17 protein-coding genes are annotated in these 22667 nt (G+C 61.2%); 6 read left to right on the plus strand and 11 right to left on the minus strand.

All coding sequences use genetic code 11. The features are described from left to right. The 3 genes from AB7C87_RS15575 to AB7C87_RS15585 form a co-directional block, all read right to left on the minus strand. On the minus strand, positions 1–1575 hold a 1575-nt coding region (locus tag AB7C87_RS15575; protein WP_369730409.1), incomplete at its 3' end, for an ABC transporter substrate-binding protein. Between the two features lie 104 nt (positions 1576–1679). Continuing rightward, a complete protein-coding gene (locus AB7C87_RS15580; RefSeq protein WP_369730410.1) occupies positions 1680–2612 on the minus strand; it encodes a hypothetical protein in 933 nt (310 codons plus the stop codon). 173 nt (positions 2613–2785) lie between these two features. Then, positions 2786–3046, minus strand: a complete 261-nt coding sequence (locus tag AB7C87_RS15585) for a hypothetical protein (protein WP_369730411.1) — start codon at positions 3044–3046, stop codon at positions 2786–2788. A 146-nt stretch (positions 3047–3192) separates the two neighbouring features. Between AB7C87_RS15585 and AB7C87_RS15590 the strand changes: the two genes are divergently transcribed. Beyond that, the gene (locus tag AB7C87_RS15590) at positions 3193–4293 is read left to right on the plus strand and encodes a Gfo/Idh/MocA family protein (protein WP_369730412.1); all 1101 of its coding nucleotides are present in this window, start codon (positions 3193–3195) and stop codon (positions 4291–4293) included. A 184-nt stretch (positions 4294–4477) separates the two neighbouring features. On the opposite strand, the gene AB7C87_RS15595 is transcribed toward AB7C87_RS15590, so the two are convergent. Beyond that, positions 4478–5218, minus strand: a complete 741-nt coding sequence (locus AB7C87_RS15595) for a sugar phosphate isomerase/epimerase family protein (RefSeq protein ID WP_369730413.1) — start codon at positions 5216–5218, stop codon at positions 4478–4480. Positions 5219–5418: 200 nt separating this feature from the next. Beyond that, positions 5419–6300, minus strand: coding sequence for an NAD-dependent epimerase/dehydratase family protein (locus AB7C87_RS15600; protein WP_369730414.1), 882 nt, complete (start codon positions 6298–6300; stop codon positions 5419–5421). A gap of 111 nt (positions 6301–6411) precedes the next feature. Here AB7C87_RS15600 and AB7C87_RS15605 point away from each other — a divergent pair, with 111 nt between their 5' ends. Beyond that, positions 6412–7359, plus strand: a complete 948-nt coding sequence (locus tag AB7C87_RS15605) for a mannonate dehydratase (RefSeq protein WP_369730415.1) — start codon at positions 6412–6414, stop codon at positions 7357–7359. A 524-nt stretch (positions 7360–7883) separates the two neighbouring features. Here AB7C87_RS15605 and AB7C87_RS15610 read toward each other — a convergent pair. The 5 genes from AB7C87_RS15610 to AB7C87_RS15630 all read right to left on the minus strand — a co-directional run bounded on the left by AB7C87_RS15610 (position 7884) and on the right by AB7C87_RS15630 (position 16980). Beyond that, positions 7884–10457, minus strand: coding sequence for a beta-mannosidase (locus tag AB7C87_RS15610; RefSeq protein WP_369730416.1), 2574 nt, complete (start codon positions 10455–10457; stop codon positions 7884–7886). 523 nt (positions 10458–10980) lie between these two features. Then, the gene (locus AB7C87_RS15615) at positions 10981–11778 is read right to left on the minus strand and encodes an IclR family transcriptional regulator (protein ID WP_369730417.1); all 798 of its coding nucleotides are present in this window, start codon (positions 11776–11778) and stop codon (positions 10981–10983) included. 57 nt (positions 11779–11835) lie between these two features. Next, the gene (locus AB7C87_RS15620; protein ID WP_369730418.1) at positions 11836–12918 is read right to left on the minus strand and encodes a Gfo/Idh/MocA family protein; all 1083 of its coding nucleotides are present in this window, start codon (positions 12916–12918) and stop codon (positions 11836–11838) included. A gap of 706 nt (positions 12919–13624) precedes the next feature. After that, positions 13625–14704, minus strand: a complete 1080-nt coding sequence (locus AB7C87_RS15625) for a TrmB family transcriptional regulator (protein WP_369730419.1) — start codon at positions 14702–14704, stop codon at positions 13625–13627. Positions 14705–14757: 53 nt separating this feature from the next. Further along, positions 14758–16980 carry a glycoside hydrolase family 3 N-terminal domain-containing protein gene (locus tag AB7C87_RS15630; protein ID WP_369730420.1) on the minus strand — a complete coding sequence of 741 codons (2223 nt, stop codon included), beginning with the start codon at positions 16978–16980 and terminating at the stop codon, positions 14758–14760. A 279-nt stretch (positions 16981–17259) separates the two neighbouring features. Here AB7C87_RS15630 and AB7C87_RS15635 point away from each other — a divergent pair, with 279 nt between their 5' ends. From AB7C87_RS15635 to AB7C87_RS15650, 4 genes are all read left to right on the plus strand, one after another. Then, on the plus strand, positions 17260–18588 hold the full coding sequence (locus AB7C87_RS15635; protein ID WP_369730421.1) for an extracellular solute-binding protein: 1329 nt from the start codon (positions 17260–17262) through the stop codon (positions 18586–18588). 149 nt (positions 18589–18737) lie between these two features. After that, complete coding sequence (locus tag AB7C87_RS15640; RefSeq protein WP_369730422.1) at positions 18738–19595, plus strand: carbohydrate ABC transporter permease; 858 nt, start codon at positions 18738–18740, stop codon at positions 19593–19595. Next, the gene (locus AB7C87_RS15645) at positions 19595–20434 is read left to right on the plus strand and encodes a carbohydrate ABC transporter permease (RefSeq protein ID WP_369730423.1); all 840 of its coding nucleotides are present in this window, start codon (positions 19595–19597) and stop codon (positions 20432–20434) included. The genes AB7C87_RS15640 and AB7C87_RS15645 overlap by 1 nt, the downstream gene beginning before the upstream one ends. A gap of 144 nt (positions 20435–20578) precedes the next feature. After that, complete coding sequence (locus AB7C87_RS15650) at positions 20579–21730, plus strand: ABC transporter ATP-binding protein (protein WP_369730424.1); 1152 nt, start codon at positions 20579–20581, stop codon at positions 21728–21730. Between the two features lie 39 nt (positions 21731–21769). Here AB7C87_RS15650 and AB7C87_RS15655 read toward each other — a convergent pair whose 3' ends face one another. Continuing rightward, a complete protein-coding gene (locus AB7C87_RS15655; RefSeq protein WP_369730425.1) occupies positions 21770–22426 on the minus strand; it encodes a ThuA domain-containing protein in 657 nt (218 codons plus the stop codon). Positions 22427–22667 lie beyond the last annotated feature (241 nt).

Here is a 22667-nt window from a genome sequence, read left to right on the forward strand (position 1 = left end):
ATCGTCGTTGGTGTTTGCGATCGTCGACAGTTCCTCGCGCGGGTTGACGCTGATCTCGCCGCCGTTGCCGTCCGGAACCGTGGTCGCCTCGTCCTCGGGGAAGCCAAAGAAGTTCGGCGATCCGTGATCTCGGTTCTCGAATTTCCAGTTGAACGAGAAGTATGGGTGGTTCATCGCGGCGTTTCCACCCTCCGTGTGTCCGTACGCGCCGACGGTGAAATCACCCGACGCGAGGTTGTCCTGCCAGACACCCTGGTCCTGGGAGTCGAGTTCGGCCACGAAACCGGCCTGGGAGAGTTGGTCGACGATCGTACTGGTCGGCGTCACCCAGTCGCTCCAGCCCGCGGGGACGATGATATCGACCTCGAGTTCGGATCCGTCGCGCTCCCAGTTGTCGTCGTCGTTTCGCTCGAAGCCAGCCTCCTGGAGCAGTTCCTCGGACCGGGAGACGTCCTGTTCGTAGCTCCTGTAGTCGTCGGTGTCGAGCCACTCCCCGGTCGATGGAACGGTGAGCCCACTCTGGATGGGGAACTCCATCTTCGAGTCCGCACCGATCGCCAAAATCGCCGCCTCCGTGTCGATCGCGTACGCAAACGCCTGCCGGACCTCGCGCTCGCCAAAGTGTTCGTGATCGTAGTTGAACACCATCCCCAGTCCGAAGCCGCCGGGAATCTGAATCTGTTCGAGGGTATCCGGGAACTGGTTGAGCGCGCCGGGGCCAGCGAACAGGCTGTGGATGCCGTCGAGTTCCCCGGCCGCGAACGACTGGTGGAACGCTTCGTTGCCCGAGCGGTACCCCACCTGGTAGCCGTTCCAGTTGACGTTGTCGGCGGTCGGGCTCTCCTCTCTGAAGTCGAACGTCGCCTGTTGTTCGCCTAAATCGGCGAGGTCGACGAACCCGGACGGGGTCGGCTCCTCGACTTCGTGACCGAACAGGTCGTCCGTGACGTCTTCACCGTCCAGGTACGCCTCGTGAATCTCGCCCCAGTCGGCCGGCGGATGGTCGAGGTCGCGATCGAGGACGACGTGCTCGATGATGTCCTGGTTCGTCCCTTCGGGATACGTGATCTCGAGCGTGTAGTCGTCGACCACGTCGACCTCGTCGACGAAGTCGTACAACGCGTCGTCCATCGCTTCACCGAGCTCGAGTTGCATCAGGAAGTCGTCGGCGGTGATGTCGTCACCGTTACCCCACGTGAACTCGTCGCTGATGTGAAGCGTCATCGTGGTGTCGGTCACGTCCCAGTCCTCCACGGCGTATGGGTAGTACTCGCCCTGGTCGATGATGTAGTTCGTCCACTGCGCGAAGAGCGCAAACGAAATATGGGAGAACCCTCCCCACTGATGCGGATTGAACTGGAAGTCGCCGACCTGATGTTCGCCGTCGGCCGTCTGGAAGTACGCATCGGCGTGATCCGGGACTTCGTCGCCAGGATCGGTCGCACCGTTGCCACCGTTCCCGCCGTTCCCACCGTTGCCGGCATCGTCGGAACAACCTGCGAGCGCTGTTGCACCTGCTGCCCCCGTGACAGCGAGAATCTCTCGTCGAGACACTATCGTGTCATAATCTGCCATACAACTTCCTATGAACAGTCGGAGAACATAAATCCCACTGATGTCGCCTCATATTTATCAGGATGTTCCGAGTGATTCCTCGCTGAGAACAGATCCCGGTGTAATTAGCTGTTTTCGTCGAGCCAGTCCGCCGTGTCCGCCGCGAGATCCGCGACGTCGTCGTTTTCGTCCGCCGTTGCGACCTCCCGAAGCGGGTCGATCGCGGCCGTCGCCTCCGCATACCCCAGTGCGCGTATCGCCCGCGCCCGAACGAACGCGACGTCGTCGAGCAAGGCGAGCAGTGGATCGATCGCGTCCTCGACTGCATCGGGATCGTCTTCGCCAACGTGGCGAACCATCTCGACCCCCGCGCCTCGGACGGCCGCCTCGTCAGCCGAGAGCGTCTCGAGAACGCGATCGAGGCGCGACGCAATTTGGTCCGGGTCGACGCGGGCGACCTCGACGAGGACGTTCGCGGCGACCTCACGGGTTGCGTTCGAACGGGTCCGCGCCCGTTTCCACTCGCCCGAGCGACCTGCAAGCGTCGAGAGCGTCCGCTGTTTTTCCTCGGACGAGAGCTCCTCCGACGTCGCGACCGACCGCGGATCTTCCTCGAACGTCGGGCCATCGAGCAGGACCTCGAGGAGATGGTCGGTGTGGTCGACGAACGCGGTGGCGTGATCCGCGGTCAGCGGCGCGAGCGCGCCGGCGGCGCGGAATCGAAACAGCGGCGGTTCCTCCCCGAGAATCCCGACGAGCGCCGGAACGGCAGGAACGACTGCTTCGGGTCGATTTCTCGAGAGTGAGGTTAGTGCCAGCGCCGCCGTGGTTCGGACCGAGAGGACGTCGTCGTCGAGGAGTTCGACGACGCGGTCCGTGTACTCGAGAACGCGATCGGGCTCTTCTTTCGCGATTACGGAGATCGCCTGCAGTGCAGTCGTCCGCCCGCTCGCCCCCTCGGCCTCGAGCAGTTCCTCGGCGACCTCGAGGTCGATGGCGTCCGGATCGTTCTGTACTGCATCCAGAAGTTCCCTCATGTTCCCGCTCTGTTCGGTCATGGTTCGTCGTTTCCGCGTCGGATAAATAAGTATACTGTTCGCTCGAGTGTGCTGTGGCACAACGTGACCGCCGCCGGTCGACCGATGGACTCGTCAATTGCGAGAACGCCGATTCGTCCGGACTCCCGTGGGTCTTTCGTGAGGCAACCACAGACGGGGTGCAATTGTACCGATCAGTCGCTAGGGTCGTCCGTATCGAACTCGTTCGTCATAGTTCCACATCGCCAGACGCAGTAGCCGATCGGAACGATCGTCGAAGCGAGAATCGTCATCGTCACGATCGAAATCACGTAGGCGTCCGTCTGCTGATCACCCATCGCCATCGCCATCATCGTCAACACCAACAACACCGTTGCGAACAGCAAAAGGAGGTGAAGAAGCGATCGGTACTCACAGAGCACGTCCCAGAATCGCTCCTTTGGCGACATACTCATCGGATCGCCGACCCCCGTCGCGTCCTCGTCGTCTCGACCATATTCGTTCTGGGTGGCTATACTCGCATAAAGGTTTGTAGAGAAGGGGTGATCGAAGGCCAACCGAAAGCACTATTTCCGGGGTTGGGAAACGATATCGAAGACGAATGAGTGACTATACGGTAGCTATCATCGGTACGGGACCCGACCCGTCGAATCCAACGGTCGACGGCTTCGCGATGGGGTATCGCCACGCGGAGGCGTACCGAAATCACGATCAGTGTCGCGTCGTCGCGTGTGCGGACATCGTTCCAAAGAACGGCGAGGCGTTCGCCGACACCTTCGACGTCCCCGCGGAGAACGTCTTCGAGGAGTACGAACGAATGCTGGAGGCGGTCGAACCGGAGATCGTCAGCATCGCCGTCCCACCGGCGATCCACGAGGCGGTCGTCGTCGGCTGTGCGAAACACGACGCCGTCGAGGCGATCAACTGCGAGAAACCGATGGCCCACACCTGGGCGAGCGCCCAACGGATGGTCCAGACCTGCTGGCGCTACGATACCCAGCTCACGTTCAACCGACAGCGCCGATTCGCGAAACCGTTCACCGAGGCCAACCGACTGCTAGAAGCGGGCGAGATCGGCGACCTCACCCGGGTCGAGATCGGGTGGGGTGACTTCTACGACACGGGCGCGCACATGGTGGACCTCGCGGGGATGTTCGCCGGCGACCGGCCGGCGGAGTGGGTCATCGCCCAGCTCGATTACCGGGAGGAAGACGTCCGATTCGGTGCCCACCAGGAGAACCAGATGTGGGCACAGTGGGAGTACGAAAACGGCGTCCACGCCGTTTTGAGCACCGGTTCCCGAACCGGGCTGGTCGACGGTGCGCTCGTCCTCCGCGGAACCGAAGGCACCATTCGCATCGACGCCGACGACGGCCCGATGCTCGAACTCGAGCGAGGTGGCCAGCGAGAGGCGATCGACGTCGACGGCGAGAACATCCACAACGCGGGATCGGAACCAGCGGATCGGCTCGGATCGTTCTTCCACGATCGACTCGTCGAGCATCTGATCGACTCGCTCGATTCGGGCGAGGAGCCCGTCCTCAGCGGTCGCCTCGGCCTGAACACGGCAGAGATTCTGTTCGCCGGATACGAGTCGGTCCGGCGGCGCGGCCGGGTCGACCTCCCGCTCGAGATCGAGGATAATCCGTTCGAGGAGATGGTCGAGTCGGGTGCACTCTCGCCTAAACCTTCAGACGATTGATCGATTCCTCGTTCTGAGGCCCCTCGTCGTCCGATCGGTAATCGACGGTCGATTTTCGGCCGTTGGGTCGAAGGGTGATCCGATTTGCTGTACCGATATACCGACCCAAACGCGACCTGGGCGGCGGTTGGGCCGGAACTGACGGATAGCAGACCGTCTCGAGCGTCCCTGTTCGCGAGTCGATTTATCGGAAGGAGTCGAGCGTTTCGGCGCCGTGGGCGAGTGACTCCCGAGGCGCCTCGGGTTCGTCGTGTTCGTAGACGTACCACTCGACGTCGGCGCGTCGAACCGCCTCGAGTGCGGCCTCGACGTCGAGGTCGCCCTCGCCGAGTTCGACGCAGGCCATCGCCTCGGCGTCCGCGTCGGCGAAGTGGGCGTAGGCGATTCGGTCGGCGTACTCGTCGACGATCTCGACGGGGTCGACGCCGGCCGCACGCGCCCAGCCGAGGTCGATCTCGAAGCCGACGGCGGGCGCCCGAGCGAGCAGTTCGTCCATCGCGGTTCCCTCGCCGAGGTCGACGAACTCCTGGTCGTGGTTGTGGTAGTGGAGGTCGAAACCGTCCTCGGCGAGGTCGGCCCCGACGGCTTCGAGCCGCTTGGCCGCGTCCGCGACCGCCTCCTTGGACGCGAAGTGTTCGGGGTCGAGCCACGGAACGACGAGCGTCTCACAACCGAGCGTATCGTACAGTTCCGTCATCGCTTCGTACTCCCCTTCTAGGGCCTCGAGGCCAACGTGGGCCGCGGCCGACTCGAGATCGTTGCGCTCGAGTGCCGCGAGGACAGCGTCGATGTCGACGTCGTCGGACCTGACGCGGTGGGCGAACTCCACGCCGTCGAAGGCGGTCTCGCCGACGAGGTCGAGGACGTCGGGAAGCGAAGCGTCGATGTCTCGAAGCGAGTACAACTGGATCGCGGTCTGAACCATACCTCGAGAACGGACACCGCCCGTGATAAACCTGATGAGTGGCGTCGAATCTTCTGGAACGCACGTCCGGTCGACGTCGCCGACCGCCCGGCCGTCGGACGGAATGCTGTACCGTTCTCCCGGCGCGTCGCTCCGGCCGATCGAACCGACACTCGGTGTGGTCGCGGTCGCGCCGGAACCGACGGACAGTAGACCGTACGTTAGAGCTCTCGCCAACTTCGTTCGGGCGTCCAATCGAGGAACTCTTCGGCTTTCTCGACGCTGATCAGGGTCTCGTGACCTTCGAGTGGGGATTCGACCGCGGCTTCGGGGAAGTACTCCTCGGCCAGCCGTTCGGAGGGGACGTCGGTCGACGTATCGGCGGCGACCGCCCAGAAAGCCTCGTGGCCGTCGAACTCCGCCTCGGCGGCGAGTCGAGCGATCGACGCGGCGTCGTCGATGTGGAGATACGAGAAGACGACGTCGCGGGTGGTGTGGTGCCAGGCGGCTTCGAGCCCCTCGAGCGATCGGTCCGTCTCGGCGAACTCCTCGCGGAGTTCGTCGTCGGTCGCGACCCACGGGTACCGGAGCGACGAGATCGTCGGCGCGCCCGGGAGGCGACCGAAGCCGTCGGCTGTGGCCTCCATCGCGTGCTTGCTCGTCGCGTAGGGATCTCGCGGGGTCAACGGGTGATCCTCGTCGACCGGGAGGTACCGAACGTCGGTCGGCGCTTCCTGGTAGGCCGCGCCCATCGCGTTGATGCTCGAGGGCAGGACGACCGACTCGAGGCCGAGTTCGTGACTCGCCTCGAGAACGTGGTACGCCGACATGACGTTGCTCTCGTACGTCCGGAATCCGGGATGGTTCGTCGGCCCCGGAATCGTCCCCATGTGGACGATCGCGTCTGCATCGCTTCGGGCGATCGAGCCGTAGGTCTCGCCCGCGTCGAGGAGGTCCGTCGAGCGGAACTCGTCGGAGACGTCCTCCCGACGCTTTCCGCGCGCGATGTTTACCGTTTCGTAGCCGTGCTCGGCGAACTCGGCGAGGATAGCCTCGCCGATTTTGCCGTTTCCGCCGGTCACTGCGACGCGTTCGATCGACATGATCGTGGGTTCGGCGGTTCGAAAGGAATAGCTATCGATTCGACCGGCCCAACCGCCGCGAGTCCGAAGAAAAAGCATAAGAGACGACGAGATAATTCTCGAACGACCACGATGGATATCGCGCTCGTACTCCCCCCGGAACCCGACGATCGTTGGCAACTCGCAAAACAGGCCGGCGTCGACCACGCCGTCTTTCACTCCCTCGAAATCGGCGACGGAAGTCGCCCCTCGAGTTACGACGAACTCATGCCGTTGATCACCCGGTATCGCGACCACGGGATCGAACCCGCCGCCTTCGAAGGAAGCGTTCCAGTGACGGACAAGACCCGGCTCGCACTCGAGGGTCGCGACGAGGAGATCGAGGAGTTCTGTACCCTGCTTCGAAACCTCGGAAAACTCGGCGTCGAGGTCGTCTGTTACGACTGGATGGCCGGACTCCGGTGGGCTCGGACGTCGGCGACGACCCCCGCCCGAGGCGGATCGGTGACGACCTCCTACGACGACGACCTGATGCGCCGCGGCCCAGCGCCAGCCGCGGCCGAGACGACGACCGCCGAGGATCTTTGGGAGAACCTCGAGTACTTCCTCGAGCGCGTCGTCCCCGTCGCCGAGGAGGCGGGCGTGAAACTCGGATTGCATCCCGACGATCCACCGCGCGAAGAGGTACGTGGAATGCCCAGGATCATCAACAGCGTGGCGGCTTACGACCGCGTTCTCGAGATCGGCGACTCGCCACACAACGGTCTGACGTTCTGCCAGGGGAACTTCGCGGCGATGGGCGTCGACGTTCCGGAGACGATTCGCCACTTCGGCGACCGGATCAACTTCGTTCACTTTCGCGACGTCGACGGCGACGTCGACGCCTTCGTCGAAACGTGGCACGACGAGGGACCGACCGATATGCAGGCCGCCATCGACGCCTACCGCGAGGTCGGTTTCGACGGCCCGATCCGCCCAGACCACGTGCCGACGATGGAAGGTGAGGACAACTCGATTCCCGGCTATCACATCACCGGCAAGATCTTCGCCGTCGGCTACATGAAGGGCCTACTCGAGTGACGACCGATTCGACCGCCGTCGATGGTCGTCTCGATCCGACAGCCGCTCCACGTTCGGCCGTCCAGAATTATAAATTTAGCACATTATATAACTAGTTTGATAGGGGTTAATATCAGAGATATCTGGGCGAAAGACCAGATGGGAGAGGACAATGGATGTCAAATACAAATCATGTAGTCGGTCAAAAGACATATTTATTATATTTTCTCGAGTCCGTTCGGTTACGGATCGACTCACCCAAGCGGCGTGGGTTCGGAGCCGACGGTTCGATCCCACCTCAGACCGGTTGCCAGACGTACCACTGTTCCCGTCGGGGTCCCACTCGGGGTACGGTCCCAGGTGGTCGTTCCCGTCGCCTTCGACGGTCACCGTAAACTCGGGGCTGGAGTTGCGCCGCACTCGTTCATTACCACTCATGGAGCATGAAAGATATCCTCACAGACACATTTTCATCTCCATAGGAAATGGCTGATACGCAAACCATGCCCGACTCACGGTGGTCGAGACCGACGCCGACCGCTCGATCAGTACGTCGATTCGAGGCTCCGGACTGACAGCGCCTCCTCGAGTTCGGTCCCGGCGGCGTCTCCCTCGAACAAAACCCGAACGCACTCGCCGGGCGCCATGTGGAAGTAGTTGTTCGAGAAGTGTCCCGACAGCGCCGGCGTCTCGAGGGCGACGAACAGCGCCGTGTCGGTCGTTTTCAGGACGACGTCGGTGCCCTCGACGTTGGCGGTGATCTCGGGGACCGGTAGATCGAGGTGTTTGAACGACTCGAAGAAGGCGAAGTCGGGATGGACCTCGACGTCGCCGACCGGATGGAACTCGGTTCTGACGAACACGGACTCGGGGGCAACCTCGCCGAACGCGTCGTCCGAGATTGACGTCACGGCGCGACTCGCCTGCGCGTCGATCGAGACGGATTCTTCGCGAGAGAACACGCGTTCGCCGTCGAACGTGTAAGCGTCGATCGCGAGCGTCCCCGCCGTCGCTTCGAGGCGGTCGCTGGTGAGCCAGATCTCGAGGCCACGGTCGACGGCCCCGTTCTCGTCGTCGGTGTTCAGGTCGAGTTCCTTCGGTCCGTCGTCTGTGGAATCCGTCCCGGGTCGGACGGACGAGACGAGTACGGGTGCGTAGAACCGTTTCGCCATGTACTGGAGGGCTTTCCAGCCGCCTTCGTACTCGACCGACGACCAGGAGGCACACGGCCAGAGGTCGTTGAGTTGCCAGTACAGCGTCCCCATACAGTATGGTTTACACCGTCGCCAGTGTTCGATGGCGGTCTGCATCGCGAGTCCCTGTTGAAGTTGGCTGAGGTAGACGAGATCGTCGAACGCGAACGGGACGCGAAAGTGGTCTGCCATCCGCTGGAGGATGCGCTTGTTCCCCCCTGGGTTTCGCTGGTGGTGTTCCATAACTGGCGCGGTCGGGTTCAACTGATCGTCCGGGACGACCGTCGAGAGCAACTCGGCCGAGGCGAACGACTGGTAGCCGAACTCCGAGACGAACCGTGGTTCGACAGTCAGGTAATCGTCGAACGGTTCGCCGTCGTGCCAGACGTCCCAGTAGTGGAGGTCGCCCCGCGTTTCGTCGTAGGGGACGAGTTCGCCGTCTTCGCCGACTGCACCACCGCTCGAGGGAGATCCTGGCCAGAACGTCCGCGATGGGTCTTCCTCGGCGACGACCGGCGCGATCGTCTCCTCGTTGAGTCGCTCGTAGTCGGCGTAGAACTCGTCGACGTTCTCGTCGTCGGCAAACCAGCTGACCAGCGACATCTCGTTTTCGTTGTTGCCACACCAGAGCGCGATCGACGGGTGCGTCGATAGCCGCCGAACCTGGTAGCGCACCTCGGCTTCGACCGTCTCGAGGAACTCGTCGGTCGCCGGGTACAGCGCACACGAGAACATGAAGTCCTGCCAGACGAGCAATCCGAGCTCGTCACACAGCTCGTAGAACCGATCGAGTTCGTAGTAGCCGCCGCCCCAGACGCGGATCGTATTCATGTTCGCCTCGGCCGCACTCGAGAGCAAGGACTCGTACGTGGCGTCGTCGATCCGCCCGCGAATGTTCTCGACTGGAATCCAGTTGGCACCCTTGGCGTAGATCGCGACCCCGTTGACCTCGAAGAAGAACGTCTCGCCGCCGTCTCCGTCCGGCTCTCTGACGAGCGAGAGTTCGCGAAAGCCGATCCGCTCTTCGACCGTGTGTGCGTCGTCGCCGGTGGCCAGGGTCAGACGAAGCGTCGAAAGCGGCTGGTCACCGTAACCGTTTGGCCACCACAGCGCGGGCTCCGGAACGGTGAGTTCGATTTCGGCATCGTCCGTGCCGGCCTCGAGATCGACGGATCGACTGGCGGTCTCGCCGTCGATCGAGGCGATCAGGTCGTACGTCCCCGCCTCAAGAACGTCGGCAGTGGCTCGCACCGAGAGCGTCACGTCGCCGTCGTCGTGGTGTGTCTGGTCGACCGTCGTCTCGGTGATCCGCGGACTCGAGTGGCCGACGATCCTGACGTCGCGCCAGAGGCCGACACCCGGAAGACACGGCCCCCAGTCCCAGCCGAAGTGACACTGGGCCTTGCGGACGAAGTTTCGTCCCGGCTGATCCACCGGATACCGGATCAACGGGACGTCGTAGGGATGAGCTTCCATTCGCTCGGCGGCGTACTCGACCGGCGAGCGGAATCCAACCGAGACGTGGTTCGTTCCCGACTCGAGGTGGTTCCCGACGTCGAATTCGTATCGTCGGTGCATGTTGTCCGTCTCGCCGACGACCGTTCCGTTGATCGAAATCTCCGCGACCGTATCGACCCCGAGGAACTCGAGGGCGACCCGATCGTGTGAGAGGAGGTCGTCGTCGGCCTCGAACGATCGGCGGTATCGCCAGTCGGTCTTTCCGACCCACTGGACGTCGAGTTCGGTGTCGGCCTCGTAAGGATCGGCAATCACGCCGGCGGCGTGTAGATCGGAGTAGACGTCACCGGGAACTGCCCCTTCGAGCCATTCAGACGGTTGGTCCTCGTCCGTGCGACGAAACTCCCACGTGCCGTTCAGCGACTGGCGATACATCCGTTCGTTCGGTAGCGAATCTGTCCGTCCCATATGTTTCAGTTCACACGAACGAACGCCCGGTATCGGCCGAGCATTCGATCTCCCAACGTGTCTCGGCGAGAACTCCACGCCGATGCGTCACTCAGAACTGGGCTTCCGTGTGTTGTCGAATCGATTTTCACCCTGCCCATAAGTATGTTGTGACTTGACGTGTGGCGTAGCCGCATTCGAGCGAGTCGAACCGGCGTTTCGACCCACGAGACATCGAGCGGTCGGTCTTCGACGTGGGTTCGACGTCCGCTCCCTCATCTCCGTTTGATATCGTCAAACAGAACTCCCGTCGATCGTCGTCGGTTCCCCGTCCGTTCACTGTCCCGGAGGAACTGCTGTGACGAGCTACCACACGCTCTCGAGCGGACTGGGATTTCGCTGACGATCTTCGCAAGCGGATCGTACTCGACGAAGTCACGACAGTGTTCGGTACTCCTACCGAAACGGCCGTCTCGAGACGAGTCGTTTTGGAAGACTGATCGATCGGACACCACCAGGTCGTTTGACGATCGGAAACAACCGTTCAGTTCGGAACGTGTTCTTCCCAGTCGGAGTACGTCGTGTTGATCTCGACGACACCGACGAGATTTTGGAGTTCGTTCGGAATCGTCGTTCGAAACCGCTCTCCCTGCAGACGCTCTTTCGGGCCGGAGACGCTGATCGCACCGAGAAGCTCGTCCGAACGGTTCGTGATCGAGACGGCTACGCATCGCGTTCCGTCGTGGCGTTCCTCATCGTCAAATGCGACGTCTCGCGACCGAATCCGTTCGAGTTCCGCCACGAGTACGTCCCGCTCGGTGATCGTCTGGTCCGTATATCGGGTGAGTTCGATGTCCTCGAGGAGGTCGGCTACCTCGGATTCTGGAAGCGCGGCGAGGAAGGCCTTTCCCGCCGCGGTGCAGTGAAGCTCCTCGACCCGTCCGACGTGGGAATCCGATCGACTTGCCTCGTCACCCGCCGACTGGTAGAGGGTGATCCCGTATCCTCGCTGTTCGACGACCAGGCGGACGAGTTCACCCGTCTCCTGTGCGAGGCGGTCGACGTCCGCTTTGGCGAGTCGATAGATTCGATTTCCCGCACGCGCCTGGCCCCCGTAGGTGAGAAACCTGAGGCCGAGTCGGTACCGTCCGTCGGTCTTCTCGAGACAGTCGTAGAGTTCGAGCGTTTTGACGTAGTGGTGGACCGTACTCTTCGAGAGACCGACGTCGCCGGCGATTTCGGTTACGCCGGCTTCCCCCCGTCGACGGATCGACTCGAGAATCACCAGCATCTGTTCGATCGATTTGATCGTTTTCCCGCTGTCTGGCCGGTGGTCGTCCATACTGATCCGAAGGAACTACAGGATCATATAGGTAGGGAGTCGTCTGCGGACCGCCGATCACCAGCCGGCTTCCCGGTAGATCCGTTCGACCGCTCGCTGGACCGCCAACGCCTGGTGGACGTTGTTCTGTTCCGGTCGGTCGTCGGAGACGACCGCGTCCAGAAATGTGGTGAGTTCATCGCGGTACGGATCGTTTCGCCTGCAGACCACCTCAGAGTCGACGTAGTGGTCGATGGCACCGCCGCGGACCTCGTACAGCGTCAGGTCGTTTCGCTGATCGACGTGCGGGTCGACCTCGTCTAACGTGTTCGTGATGTCTAACACCGCGCCAGCCTCAGTGCCGCGGATCCGATAGGAGTGGAGCGATTCCGCATTCGTCGCCCACGCGACCTCGATATTGGCCGTACACCCGTTTTCGAACTCGAGAAACGCGTTCGCGGAATCTTCGACGTCGTACATCCGCGCGTCGCCGTCTTCACCCCACATCTCGAGGTAGGAGTAGTCTTCCCGCGGACCGAACTCGGAGAACGCCTGAGCGAGAACGTCCTCGATCTCCGGCCAGTCACAGAAGTAGAGCAACAGGTCGAGCGCGTGGCTCCCGACGTCCATTAACGCGCCGCCGCCGGCGATCTCCTTTGACGTATACCACGTCCCTCGTCCGGGAACGCCGCGCCGACGGAGGAACGTCGCCTGGACGTGGGAGATCTCGCCAAGATAGCCCTGTTCGATGTAATCTTTGAGCACGATGCACGGATTTCGAAATCGGTGATGGAACCCGACCATACACACTTGGTCCGTGCGCTCGGCGACGTCAGCGATCCGTTCTGCGCTCTCGATCGTGTGTGCGAGCGGTTTCTCGAGGAGGACGGCGTGTCCGGCCTCCAATGCCTTGGTCGCGACGGGTTCGTGGAACTTCGTCGGCGTGGAGATGATGACGGCGTCGATCGATTCCTCGAAGAGATCCGACGGGTGTTCGAACGTTTCCGCGCCGAACCGATCCGCGAACTCCGCGCGGATGGTCGGATCCGCGTCGGCACCGAGTACGTCGTGTCCTAGCTCCCTGAGTGCCTGTGTGTGATTGGTCCCGTGGGTTCCGAGACCGACGATCCCGATCGTCAGTTGGTGACGATTTGCATTCATGGCTAATCACATGTGGGAACCAGGATAAAAACGTACCCTTTCGACCGATCTGCGTCGGACGGCGACCCGTGAGTCGTGGCGCCGACGATCCATTTTACACTCGTATAAATGTAAAGGTAGAGAGGACGAATTTCGATTCGATGTCGTACTGGCTCCATAGAATTACGATAGTACCTCTGTAAAACATCTCTGACGATACTATTAGAACTTCGATAATATAATTTCAAAACAGTGTTTTTGTGGTACAGTCTAAACGTTTCCAGCATTCGCCCTAAATGCACTCTACCGCAGTAAATTACCTATTTTCACTCTCGTACATCGAACTATAGTTTGGGACCATACATGTCTTCTACAGGTTATTTTGGAGACTACATGATGCATTTGTGAAATCAATGAGTGACTCGAGTATGGTGTTTTCACAAAAATTGTCGGGATATAATTTCCCCACAGTGAAATTATATAATCTCCATTCATCCGGGTTACGGAGCGCTTCGACTACCAGAGTCGAGTGGTATCTGAACCACGGCGAATCACGCGACACCTGATCGCGGTGGCTGCGGCACTCTCACGGTCGTTTCTCTCCGTTCGTATCTCGCGGCCAGATCGTTCCTCTCGGTACGCTCGGGTCACCGAACGAAACCACGCCGAAAATCGATCGAAAACCGCTGAAAGAAGCCGGACGGACGGTGGGAGATAGACTGTGTGGTTAGTCGGTCAATCGGTGTGAGAGGCTGATGTTCTCGAGGGTGATCACCTTCGCCGCGAGGTCCTCGAACACCGCACCCCACCCGCCGATGGTATACGTTCCGTCGGGAGTCGTGATGGCCATCGCGGCCTTGCCGCCGAGACGCTCGTACGTCGGCAACTCGTTGCGGTAGCGCCCTGGATAGACCACCTCGGTGATCGTCCCGGAAATCGTTCGATCCTCCCCCGTCTCCGGAACGATCCCCTCGACGGTGATCTCGAAAGTCGCTCCCTCGAGAAAGAGCGGCCCGATGTCACGGATGAACCCCTGGATACTCACGTACGACGTCGGCGGGTCGTGACGCGGGAGAATCGGTTCCCAGATCGCCCACTGACAGATCTGGAAGAACCAGTGGAAGATAAACGAGAGGAGCGGGTCGTCGAACACGAGCCCGAACGGTTCGCTGGCCCGCGTATTCGGCGTATAACACGTCTTCGTGTGGTCGATGACGGCGACGAATGGCCCCGGAATGTAACACGCCCGAACCTCGGAGGCGTACGCCTCGAGATCTTCGTCGAACAGAACCTCGGGGTCGTCCGGACAGTAGACGACGATCTTGATGACGACTCCTCGCTCTTTCGCCTCCTTCAGGTTGGGCTTTAACCGCTCGAACTGTTCGATCTGACACGCGACTTCGATGCCGATCTCGGCCTCGTCGATCTGCTCTTTGGCGCGTCTTACGACCGTGTCCTCGCTTTTGAAGACGGTCATGTAGTGGTCGCTCATCTCCGGTCGTTGCCAGCGTTCTTCGATCTCGTCGGCGGCCTCGACTAGCAACGATCCGCGCTCGCGTAGATCCTCGAGGACGTGTTCTGGATCGACCGGTCTGGCGTGGAGCGTATCCTGCTCGAGCGTCTCGATGTACCCCTTATCCTCGAGGGCCCGAAGCACGTCGTAGATCTGTGAGGACGGGATCGAAGAGTTGTTCGCGACTTCCGTCACGGAGGCCATACCACGATCCAACAGGGTCAGATAGGCGTCGGTCTGATAGGAGGTCAACCCCCCTTCCTCGAGCGCCGTGCGAAGCCTGCTTCGATCCATGCGCTACCATCTGTGGTGGCAGTTAGATAATGGTTCGCTTCGCCGGCGGAGTCTTATGCGTCCTCGGGCAACTCGACGGTCTCGGAGTGGTCGCCGACGTCGATTCGGTACGGACCCGACTCGAGGACGGTGCCGACGTTCGGGACGTGGTACTCGAAGGCGGCCGTCGGTACCTCGATGGTCGCCCTAACGGTCTCGCCCGGCTCTACGGTCACGCGATCGAAGCCGACGAGCGAGCGGTTCGGTCGAACGCGGGATGCCTGGAGCTGGCGCGCGTAGATCTGGACGGTCTCCGTTCCGGACCGGTCGCCGACGTTCGAGACCTCGACGTCGACGGAGACCGCGTCTGCGTCGGCGTCGTACGAGACGTCGAGATCGCCGGTCTCGAACGTCGTGTAGCTCAGTCCGTGGCCGAACGGGTACAGCGGATCGTACGAGTCGGGGTGTTCGTGGTCCCCGATTGGGGTCGGGTGAACCAGGTGGTCGAACGCCTGCGGAAGCGCGTCGGTCGAACTCGGGATCGTGATCGGGAGCCGACCGCTGGGATCGTTCTCGCCGAACAGCGTCTCGGCGACCGCTACGCCGCCTTCCGTTCCCGGGAAGTACGCCATGAGGATCGCGGGAACGTGTTCGGCCATCCAGTCGACGACGAGCGGGCGGCCGGTGACGAGCACGCCGACGACCGGCGTCCCGGTTTCGTAAACCCGTTCGACGAGTTCGCGCTGTGCCGCCGAGAGGCGGAGTTCGGTTCGGGTCGGCCACTCGCCGGTTTCGACGCCGGCCTGGTCCGAGGGACCGAACTCGTGGAGGTACCACCCTTCGCCGAGTGCGAGGACCGCCACGTCGGCCGCGGCCGCTTTCTCGACTGCGTCCTCGATATCGACCGCCTCGTTGAGCGTCGTCCCCTGTGCGTGCGTGACGGCTCCAGTCGTCGTCGCCGAGATCGCCTCGAGGATCGTCTCGCCGGGGATGCCGTTGTCGTTGTCGACGCTCCAACCGCCGAGTTGGTGGACCATGTCGTCGGCGTTCGGTCCTCCGACGAAAACGTCCTCGTCACCGGACAGCGGGAGGAGATCGTCGTTTTTCAGAAGCGTCATACTGTCACGCGTCGACTGACGGGCGATCTCTCGGTGGTCGTCGGTCCCGAGCGTCTCCGTGACCGCCTCCTCGTCGACGAACGGCTCCTCGAACAGCCCGAGTTCGAACTTCAGACGGAGCACGCGACGGACGCTCGTATCGAGTGCGTTCTCCGTGAGGTCTCCGTCCTCGACCAACTCGATCACGCGATCGGCGTGCTCGACGTGGCCGACGGAGGCGATGTCGAGACCCGCCTGTCGGGCCTGTCTCACGGCGCCTTCGTGGTCGCGGGCCGTGGCGTGGTCCTCGAAGAGGTGGCGAATGCCGTCCCAGTCGGAGACGACGTGTCCATCGAACTCGAGTTCGTCCCGGAGCAACGACTGGAGGAGCGAGGTGGAGCCGTGGGACGGCTCCCCGTTGATCGAGTTGTACGACGGCATGATCGAGCGGACGTCCTCCGAGAGCGCCCGTTCGAAGGGGGCGACGAACGTGTTCCGGAGTTTGTACTCGGAGACGTCGACGGGTGCGGCGTCCTCGCCGCGCTCGGGCTCGCTGTACGCCGGAAAGTGTTTCGCCGTGGCGACGACGCCCTCGGGGTCGCCGACCCCTGATCCCTGATAGCCGCGAACTTTCGCCGCGACGAGTTCGCCGACGAGGTGTGGACTCTCGCCGAACGTTTCGAACGCTCGTCCCCACCGCGGATCGCGTGCCACGTCCGTCGTCGGACCGTAGTTCTGGTGGGCACCCGTCGCCCGAATTTCACGGGCCGTGATCGAGGCGGCCTTTTCGACGGTCTCGGGATCCCAGCTTGCCGCGGCACCGAGTCCGTTCGGAAAGACCGTCGCTCCGGTGATGTAGGCGTGACCGTGGACGGCGTCCACGTTGAACAACACTGGAATGCCAAGCCGCGTCTCCTCTATCGCGTGACGTTGGAGCTCGTTGACGATCGACGCGGCTTCGACCGGATCTCTCGTGAGCCCAGCACCCCAACCGAAGGGGGCCGCCGCCCCGATGTGTGCCTCGGCGATCGCGGTCTTCAGATCGTCGACGTCGTTTTCGTGTCGAAAATCACCACCCCACGTTCCAGTTACCTGGCCGGCCTTCTCGGCGAGCGTCATCCGCTCTATGAGGTCTTCGACGCGAGTCTCGAGGTCGATATCAGCATCTCTAAACGCGGGCGTATCCGATTCTGAACGCATTGTCGTCACTTTCGAGGCGCAATACTTATAATTTCGTACTCGACACGTTCGCTCGGAATGCGCTGGCTGACGGTGAACGCGCGCATGCGACTCTCGAATACAGGCGCCGCCGAATCCCGAACCAATGGTTACATTCGGGGTTTGAGATGTGATATTTACTCGATCTCAGTTAGGATATTGATCGGTTTAGAAATGTTTAAGTAGGTTAAACCACACAATCTTTTTCGTATGTCACGTAATGGTATGGCACCAGTGTCGCGACGACAGCTGCTGGGATCGATGGGAGCAGGAACAGTACTGATTGCCGGTTGTATCAGCACCGACGACAACGGCAACGGTGGAAACGGCGGTAACGGTGGAAACGGCGGCAACGGTGGAAACGGTGGAAACGGTGGGAACGGTGGCAACGGCGATATGGCCGACGAGATCAGCGTCTGGACCCACGGGACGCTTCCGCCAGCGTGGGAAGCGGCGGCCGACGAGTACACGGCCGAGAACGACGGCGTCTCGATCAACATCGAGGAACTGGGCTTCGACGAGAACATCTCCCAGTACAACACCGCCGTGGCGTCCGGCCAGGGCGCGCCCTCGATCGGTATCCAGGAGGGCCGTGACACGCCAGGGATGATCGCCCGCGGTGGCCTCGCGGACGTCTCCGGAATGATGAGCGACGGCGCGGAGGACGTCTTCGTCGACTGGAAGTGGGCTCCGATCGAAGGCTTCGACGGCGACGGTATCTACGGTCTCCCGATGGACACCGCGCCGGTCGTCACCTTCTACAACCGGAGCATGTACGACCAGGCCGGCTTCGCACCCGAGGACATCGAGACCTACTACGACCTCATCGACCTGGGCGAGGAACTCGGCGACGACCAGTTCGTCCTCTCGTGGGCACCGGAGATGCTCGGCATCCGCTGGGAGATTTTCTACCGCCAGAAGGGAGAGCAGATCTACACCGAGGACGGCGCCCTCAACATCGACACTGACGCGACGGCCGAGATCGCGGAGGTCATGCTCGATCTGTACGAGGCCGACGTGATGGACAGAACCGACGAGTTCACCGAAAGCTGGTTCGCGGCGCTCAACGACGATCGGTACGCGACCGTCACCTCCGGCGCCTGGATGGCCGGCGCGCTGGAAGACTCCCTCGAGGGCCAGGACGGCAACTGGGGGATGCACCGCTGTCCCGCACTCCACGACGGCGACGCTCGCGCGTCGAACCACGGCGGTTCGAGCGTCGTCTTCGCGAGTCAGCTCGACGACGCAGAAATTGCCCGCGCGTACGACTTCGCGGAGTTCTTCCTCACCGACACCGAGCGGTGTATGATGCTCGGCACCGAAGCCGGCGTCTTCCCCGCGAACGAGGAAACCTACGGCGACTCCTTCTGGGAGGAGCCCCAGGAGTACTTCGACGGCCAGAGCTACGAACTGATCCTCGAGGTCGCCGAAGAAGTTCCGGAGCTTCGGTACCACGAAGAACACGCCGAGGTCTTAGACGAGATGGAGACGCAACTCGAAGAGGTCCTCCAGGGTAACGTCGCGCCCGACGAGATCGGTGCAGAGGCCCAGGAGGCCGTCGCCGATCGTACCGGCCTCGATACCGCCTGAACAGGTATTCAATGTCAATACGAGAACACAGTAGTATACAGGCGGTTCGAACGGAGGGGCGAATCGCTCGAAATCGCATCCGAGATTCACTTCCCTCCTTCCCGGGAGTGCCGTATCTGTACATCCTCCCATTCTTCATATTTTTTGGAGTGTTTTTAGCGTTCCCTGTCATCTACACGCTCTACCTTTCGTTCTTCGAGTATCACGGGGTCGGAGAGGGATTCCTGTTCGCGATCGACCTGGGAGTGTTCGCGATCGAAGTTCCGCGCATCTCCCACGTCGAGTTCGTCGGCCTCGAGAACTACACTCGAATGGCCGGTGACGGGCTGTTCTGGCTGTCGATGTGGAACACCGTCATCATCACCGTGTTCCAGATGCCACTGATGGTCCTGGTTTCGCTTGGCGTCGCGCTCGCGCTTAACGCGTCGTTCATCAAGCTCTCTGGACTACAGCGCACGCTGATCGCGCTTCCCGTCTCCGCGAACTTCGTCGCGTACTCGACGATCTTCTTGATGATCTTCTCCGAGCAGTTCGGACTCGCGAACTACGTCATCCAACTCGTCGGGTTCGAACCGATCGCGTGGCAGTCCGATCGCTGGTGGGCACGCGTCATGCTGGCGATCACACTCGACTGGCGCTGGATGGGGTACAACATGCTGATCCTCTTCGCAGGCTTACAGAACATCCCCGGTCGGCTCTACGAGGCGGCCGAGATCGACGGCGCGAGCGCCTGGCAGAAGTTCCGGTACGTGACCGTGCCACAGCTCAAACCGATGTTGCTGTTCGTGATCGTCCTCTCGACGGTCGGCTCGATGCAGCTGTTCTCCGAGCCGTTCATCATCACCGAGGGCGGTCCGAGCAACTCGACGATCACGATCCTCTACTACATCTACGATCAGGCGTTCGTCTACTTCAACCTCGGTTACGCCAGCGCGCTCACGTACGTACTCGTCGGCGTCGTCACGGCGCTGTCGATCATCGAGATGAAGATCGGAGGTGAAGACTAATGTCGGTTGCATCCAAAAAGCCGGATCTTCCGGTCCAGTTCGGCGTGTACATCTCGCTTCTGATCGTCATCGTGTTGACGCTCGTCCCGTTCTACTGGATGATCGTCGGCGCGACGTTGCCACAGGATCAGTTCTTCACGTACCCGCCGCGGTTCCTCCCAGGAACTCACTTCTTCGAGAACCTCGCGGATCTCCGCGATCGGTTCCCGTATCTGCTGTCGATCTGGAACAGCATCTTCGTCGCGACGGTCTACACCGTCCTGTCGCTGTTCCTCTGCTCGCTCGCGGGCTTTGCGTTCGCGAAGTACGAGTTCGCCTACAAGGAGTACCTGTTCTACTTCATCCTGGCGACGGTCGTGTTGCCGGTCCAGATCATGATTATTCCGCTGTTCCTCCTGATGGCGAACTTCGGCCTGCTCGATACGCACATTGCGCTCATCCTTCCGTTCGCGGCGAACCCGGTCGGCATCTTCCTCATGCGCCAGAGCATGAAGTCGATTCCCGACTCGTGGCTCGACTCCGCGCGGATCGACGGCGCCTCGGAGTTCCAACTCTACTATCGAATCGCGTTGCCGTCGGTGAAACCGGCGCTGGCCGCACTCTCGGTCATCCTCTTTCTGTTCCAGTGGAACGCGTTCCTCTATCCGCTGGTGATCCTCACCAGCGAAGAACTGTTCACTATTCCGCTGGCGATCGAGCGCCTCGTCGGGCAACACCGGCTCTACTTCGACCAGATCATGGTCGCCACGGCGCTCGCGATCATCCCCATCACGATACTGTTCTTGCTCCTACAGAAGTACTTCGTGCGGGGATTCGCCGGGACCGCGTATCAGCCGTAGCCACACCCGTCACTCCACCCTTTTTTGAGACGCCGAATCCGACTCGTCCAGCGTCGCGATCGGTTCGCTGATGGTGCTGATCACGGCATCCATTCGCCCGGTCTCCGGTATCTTCATTAGCCAGGAGACTGGATGTGTGTATAGATGACGTCGATCGAACTTGACAGTGTGAACAAGATTTACGATTCGGAGGGGGGCGAGATCTGTGCCGTCAACGACATGGACCTCGAGATCCAGGAGGGTGAGTTTCTCGTGTTCGTCGGACCGAGTGGCTGTGGGAAGACGACGACGTTGCGAATGATCGCCGGCCTCGAGGATGTCTCCACCGGTACGATCGAGTTTGGAGACGAGGACGTCACGGATCTGCGCGCCCGCGACCGGGACATCGCGATGGTGTTTCAGGACTACGCGCTGTATCCCCACATGAGTGTTCGGGACAACATCGGCTTCGGACTGCGTCTCTCGACCGATATTCCCGAAAGCGAGATCGCATCGATGGTCGAAGAGTCCGCGGAAATGCTCGGCATCGAGGATCTCCTCCAGAAGAAACCGAGTGACCTCTCCGGCGGGCAACAACAGCGGGTGGCACTCGGTCGTGCGATCATCCGGGAGCCATCGGTGTTCTTACTCGACGAACCGCTCTCGAATCTCGACGCCAAACTCCGAGACAGCATGCGAAAGGAGATCATGGAGCTCCAGCAACAACTCGGGATCACCTCTGTCTACGTCACCCACGACCAGACCGAGGCGATGGCGATGAGTGACCGGGTCGCCGTCCTGAACGACGGCGAACTCCAGCAGTGTGGTCCGCCGGAGGACGTCTACCGCAATCCGACCAATCAGTTCGTCGCCGGATTCCTCGGTAGTCCGAGCATGAACTTCCTCGAGGCGACGGTCTCGAGCGACGGCGACACAGTGACGTTCAACGGCGACGCGGATTTCGTCTATCACTCCGAGGCGTCGTCGATCGCGGAGGCACTCGGCGATCGGAGCCGGTGTACCGTCGGAATTCGACCGGAAGATCTGGTGGTCGGTGCCGACAGCGGGTTCAACGTGACGGTGACCGTGGTCGAGGCGATGGGTGACGAAAACGTCGTCTACGCCCAGGTCGGCGACGCAGAGATCAGGGCTCGAGTCGACAGCCAGCACCGACTCTCGGCCGGAGACGACGTCCTGCTCGGTTTCGACGACGACAACGTGTATCTCTTCGATGCTGAGACGGGTGATTCGCTTCGGACGAAAGATCTGGATTCGGCCGAGGAAACAGAAAAACGAATCACGAGCCCTGAACGGTGAGTGGTTTCGGGCGGCGCGGACAGTGTCGGAAAGCCGTCGTTAGCTGTCGGTTGTCCACGTAATCGCGTTGCGCAGAAGCTGTCGAAAGCCGGAACTGCGAAGCGCTTCGTCCGTGTGCCCGAGCGAGATATAACAGACGCGTCCGTCTCCATCGGTGCGGACCCAGGCGATGGGATAGTCCTTCAACTCTGCGTGTTCCATACGCGCGAGCACGTCGGCGGTCGCGTCGACGTCGACCTGGTACGGCTCGTCGTAGACGCGAAACGAGTCGACCCCGTCCGTGACGGGATGATCGGAGACGACGTCGACGCGAAACTCGCTCTGGGCCGGATGGTCGAGAAACTCCCCGCCGAGTAACGAGCGGTGGCGCGGATCGGGTTCCGCTCGCGTGTCCACGACGTCGTCCGGATCCGAGGGGACCGTACTCGTGAGATCGGCCGCACAGTGGACGCCGACGTATCCGCCGCCGTTTCGAACGAACGACACCAGTCCGTCGATCTGCTCGGCAGTCAACTCGCTGTCGGTCATATAATCTATCAGGACGTCGTAGTCGGTAAGCGACTCGAGTGCGTCCCGATCCGTCGTGATCTCTACGTCTGCGACGTCGCCGACCGCATCGACCAGTTCGTCTCCCTTCTCGTCGATGGTGTGAAATGGAAACGTGGATTCCCCGATCAACAGCGCGTTCGTGGCCATATCGGTACGAATTCGTAATATACACTAAATCTTTGGATCACGATCTCCTCCGTGGTGAAGAGTTCGAACGTAACCCGTTCGCCCCTCAGAAATATTGTCTGCATAATATACATAGATTCATTTTTTCATTTAAATTCTATTTATTGCGCCGGACTGGGGGCGACAGGCCATAATTGTAAAACATCGCATTCAATTTCTTGCATATAAAAATTTTCACAAAGTGATCTAGATAGTGTGAAGA

The sequence above is a fragment of the Natrarchaeobius versutus genome (genome assembly GCF_041205745.1).
GTDB lineage: Archaea > Halobacteriota > Halobacteria > Halobacteriales > Natrialbaceae > Natrarchaeobius > Natrarchaeobius versutus.

Excerpts from the sequence above, each read along its gene's own strand:
- AB7C87_RS15590 (WP_369730412.1), top strand. The coding sequence starts at position 3,193 with ATGAGTGACTATACGGTAGCTATCATCGGTACGGGACCCGACCCGTCG.
- AB7C87_RS15620 (WP_369730418.1), bottom strand. The coding sequence starts at position 12,918 with ATGAATGCAAATCGTCACCAACTGACGATCGGGATCGTCGGTCTCGGA.
- AB7C87_RS15595 (WP_369730413.1), bottom strand. The coding sequence starts at position 5,218 with ATGGTTCAGACCGCGATCCAGTTGTACTCGCTTCGAGACATCGACGCT.
- AB7C87_RS15655 (WP_369730425.1), bottom strand. The coding sequence starts at position 22,426 with ATGGCCACGAACGCGCTGTTGATCGGGGAATCCACGTTTCCATTTCAC.
- AB7C87_RS15650 (WP_369730424.1), top strand. The coding sequence starts at position 20,579 with ATGACGTCGATCGAACTTGACAGTGTGAACAAGATTTACGATTCGGAG.
- AB7C87_RS15615 (WP_369730417.1), bottom strand. The coding sequence starts at position 11,778 with ATGGACGACCACCGGCCAGACAGCGGGAAAACGATCAAATCGATCGAA.
- AB7C87_RS15585 (WP_369730411.1), bottom strand. The coding sequence starts at position 3,046 with ATGAGTATGTCGCCAAAGGAGCGATTCTGGGACGTGCTCTGTGAGTAC.
- AB7C87_RS15580 (WP_369730410.1), bottom strand. The coding sequence starts at position 2,612 with ATGACCGAACAGAGCGGGAACATGAGGGAACTTCTGGATGCAGTACAG.
- AB7C87_RS15625 (WP_369730419.1), bottom strand. The coding sequence starts at position 14,704 with ATGGATCGAAGCAGGCTTCGCACGGCGCTCGAGGAAGGGGGGTTGACC.
- AB7C87_RS15645 (WP_369730423.1), top strand. The coding sequence starts at position 19,595 with ATGTCGGTTGCATCCAAAAAGCCGGATCTTCCGGTCCAGTTCGGCGTG.
- AB7C87_RS15600 (WP_369730414.1), bottom strand. The coding sequence starts at position 6,300 with ATGTCGATCGAACGCGTCGCAGTGACCGGCGGAAACGGCAAAATCGGC.
- AB7C87_RS15630 (WP_369730420.1), bottom strand. The coding sequence starts at position 16,980 with ATGCGTTCAGAATCGGATACGCCCGCGTTTAGAGATGCTGATATCGAC.
- AB7C87_RS15610 (WP_369730416.1), bottom strand. The coding sequence starts at position 10,457 with ATGGGACGGACAGATTCGCTACCGAACGAACGGATGTATCGCCAGTCG.
- AB7C87_RS15635 (WP_369730421.1), top strand. The coding sequence starts at position 17,260 with ATGGGAGCAGGAACAGTACTGATTGCCGGTTGTATCAGCACCGACGAC.
- AB7C87_RS15605 (WP_369730415.1), top strand. The coding sequence starts at position 6,412 with ATGGATATCGCGCTCGTACTCCCCCCGGAACCCGACGATCGTTGGCAA.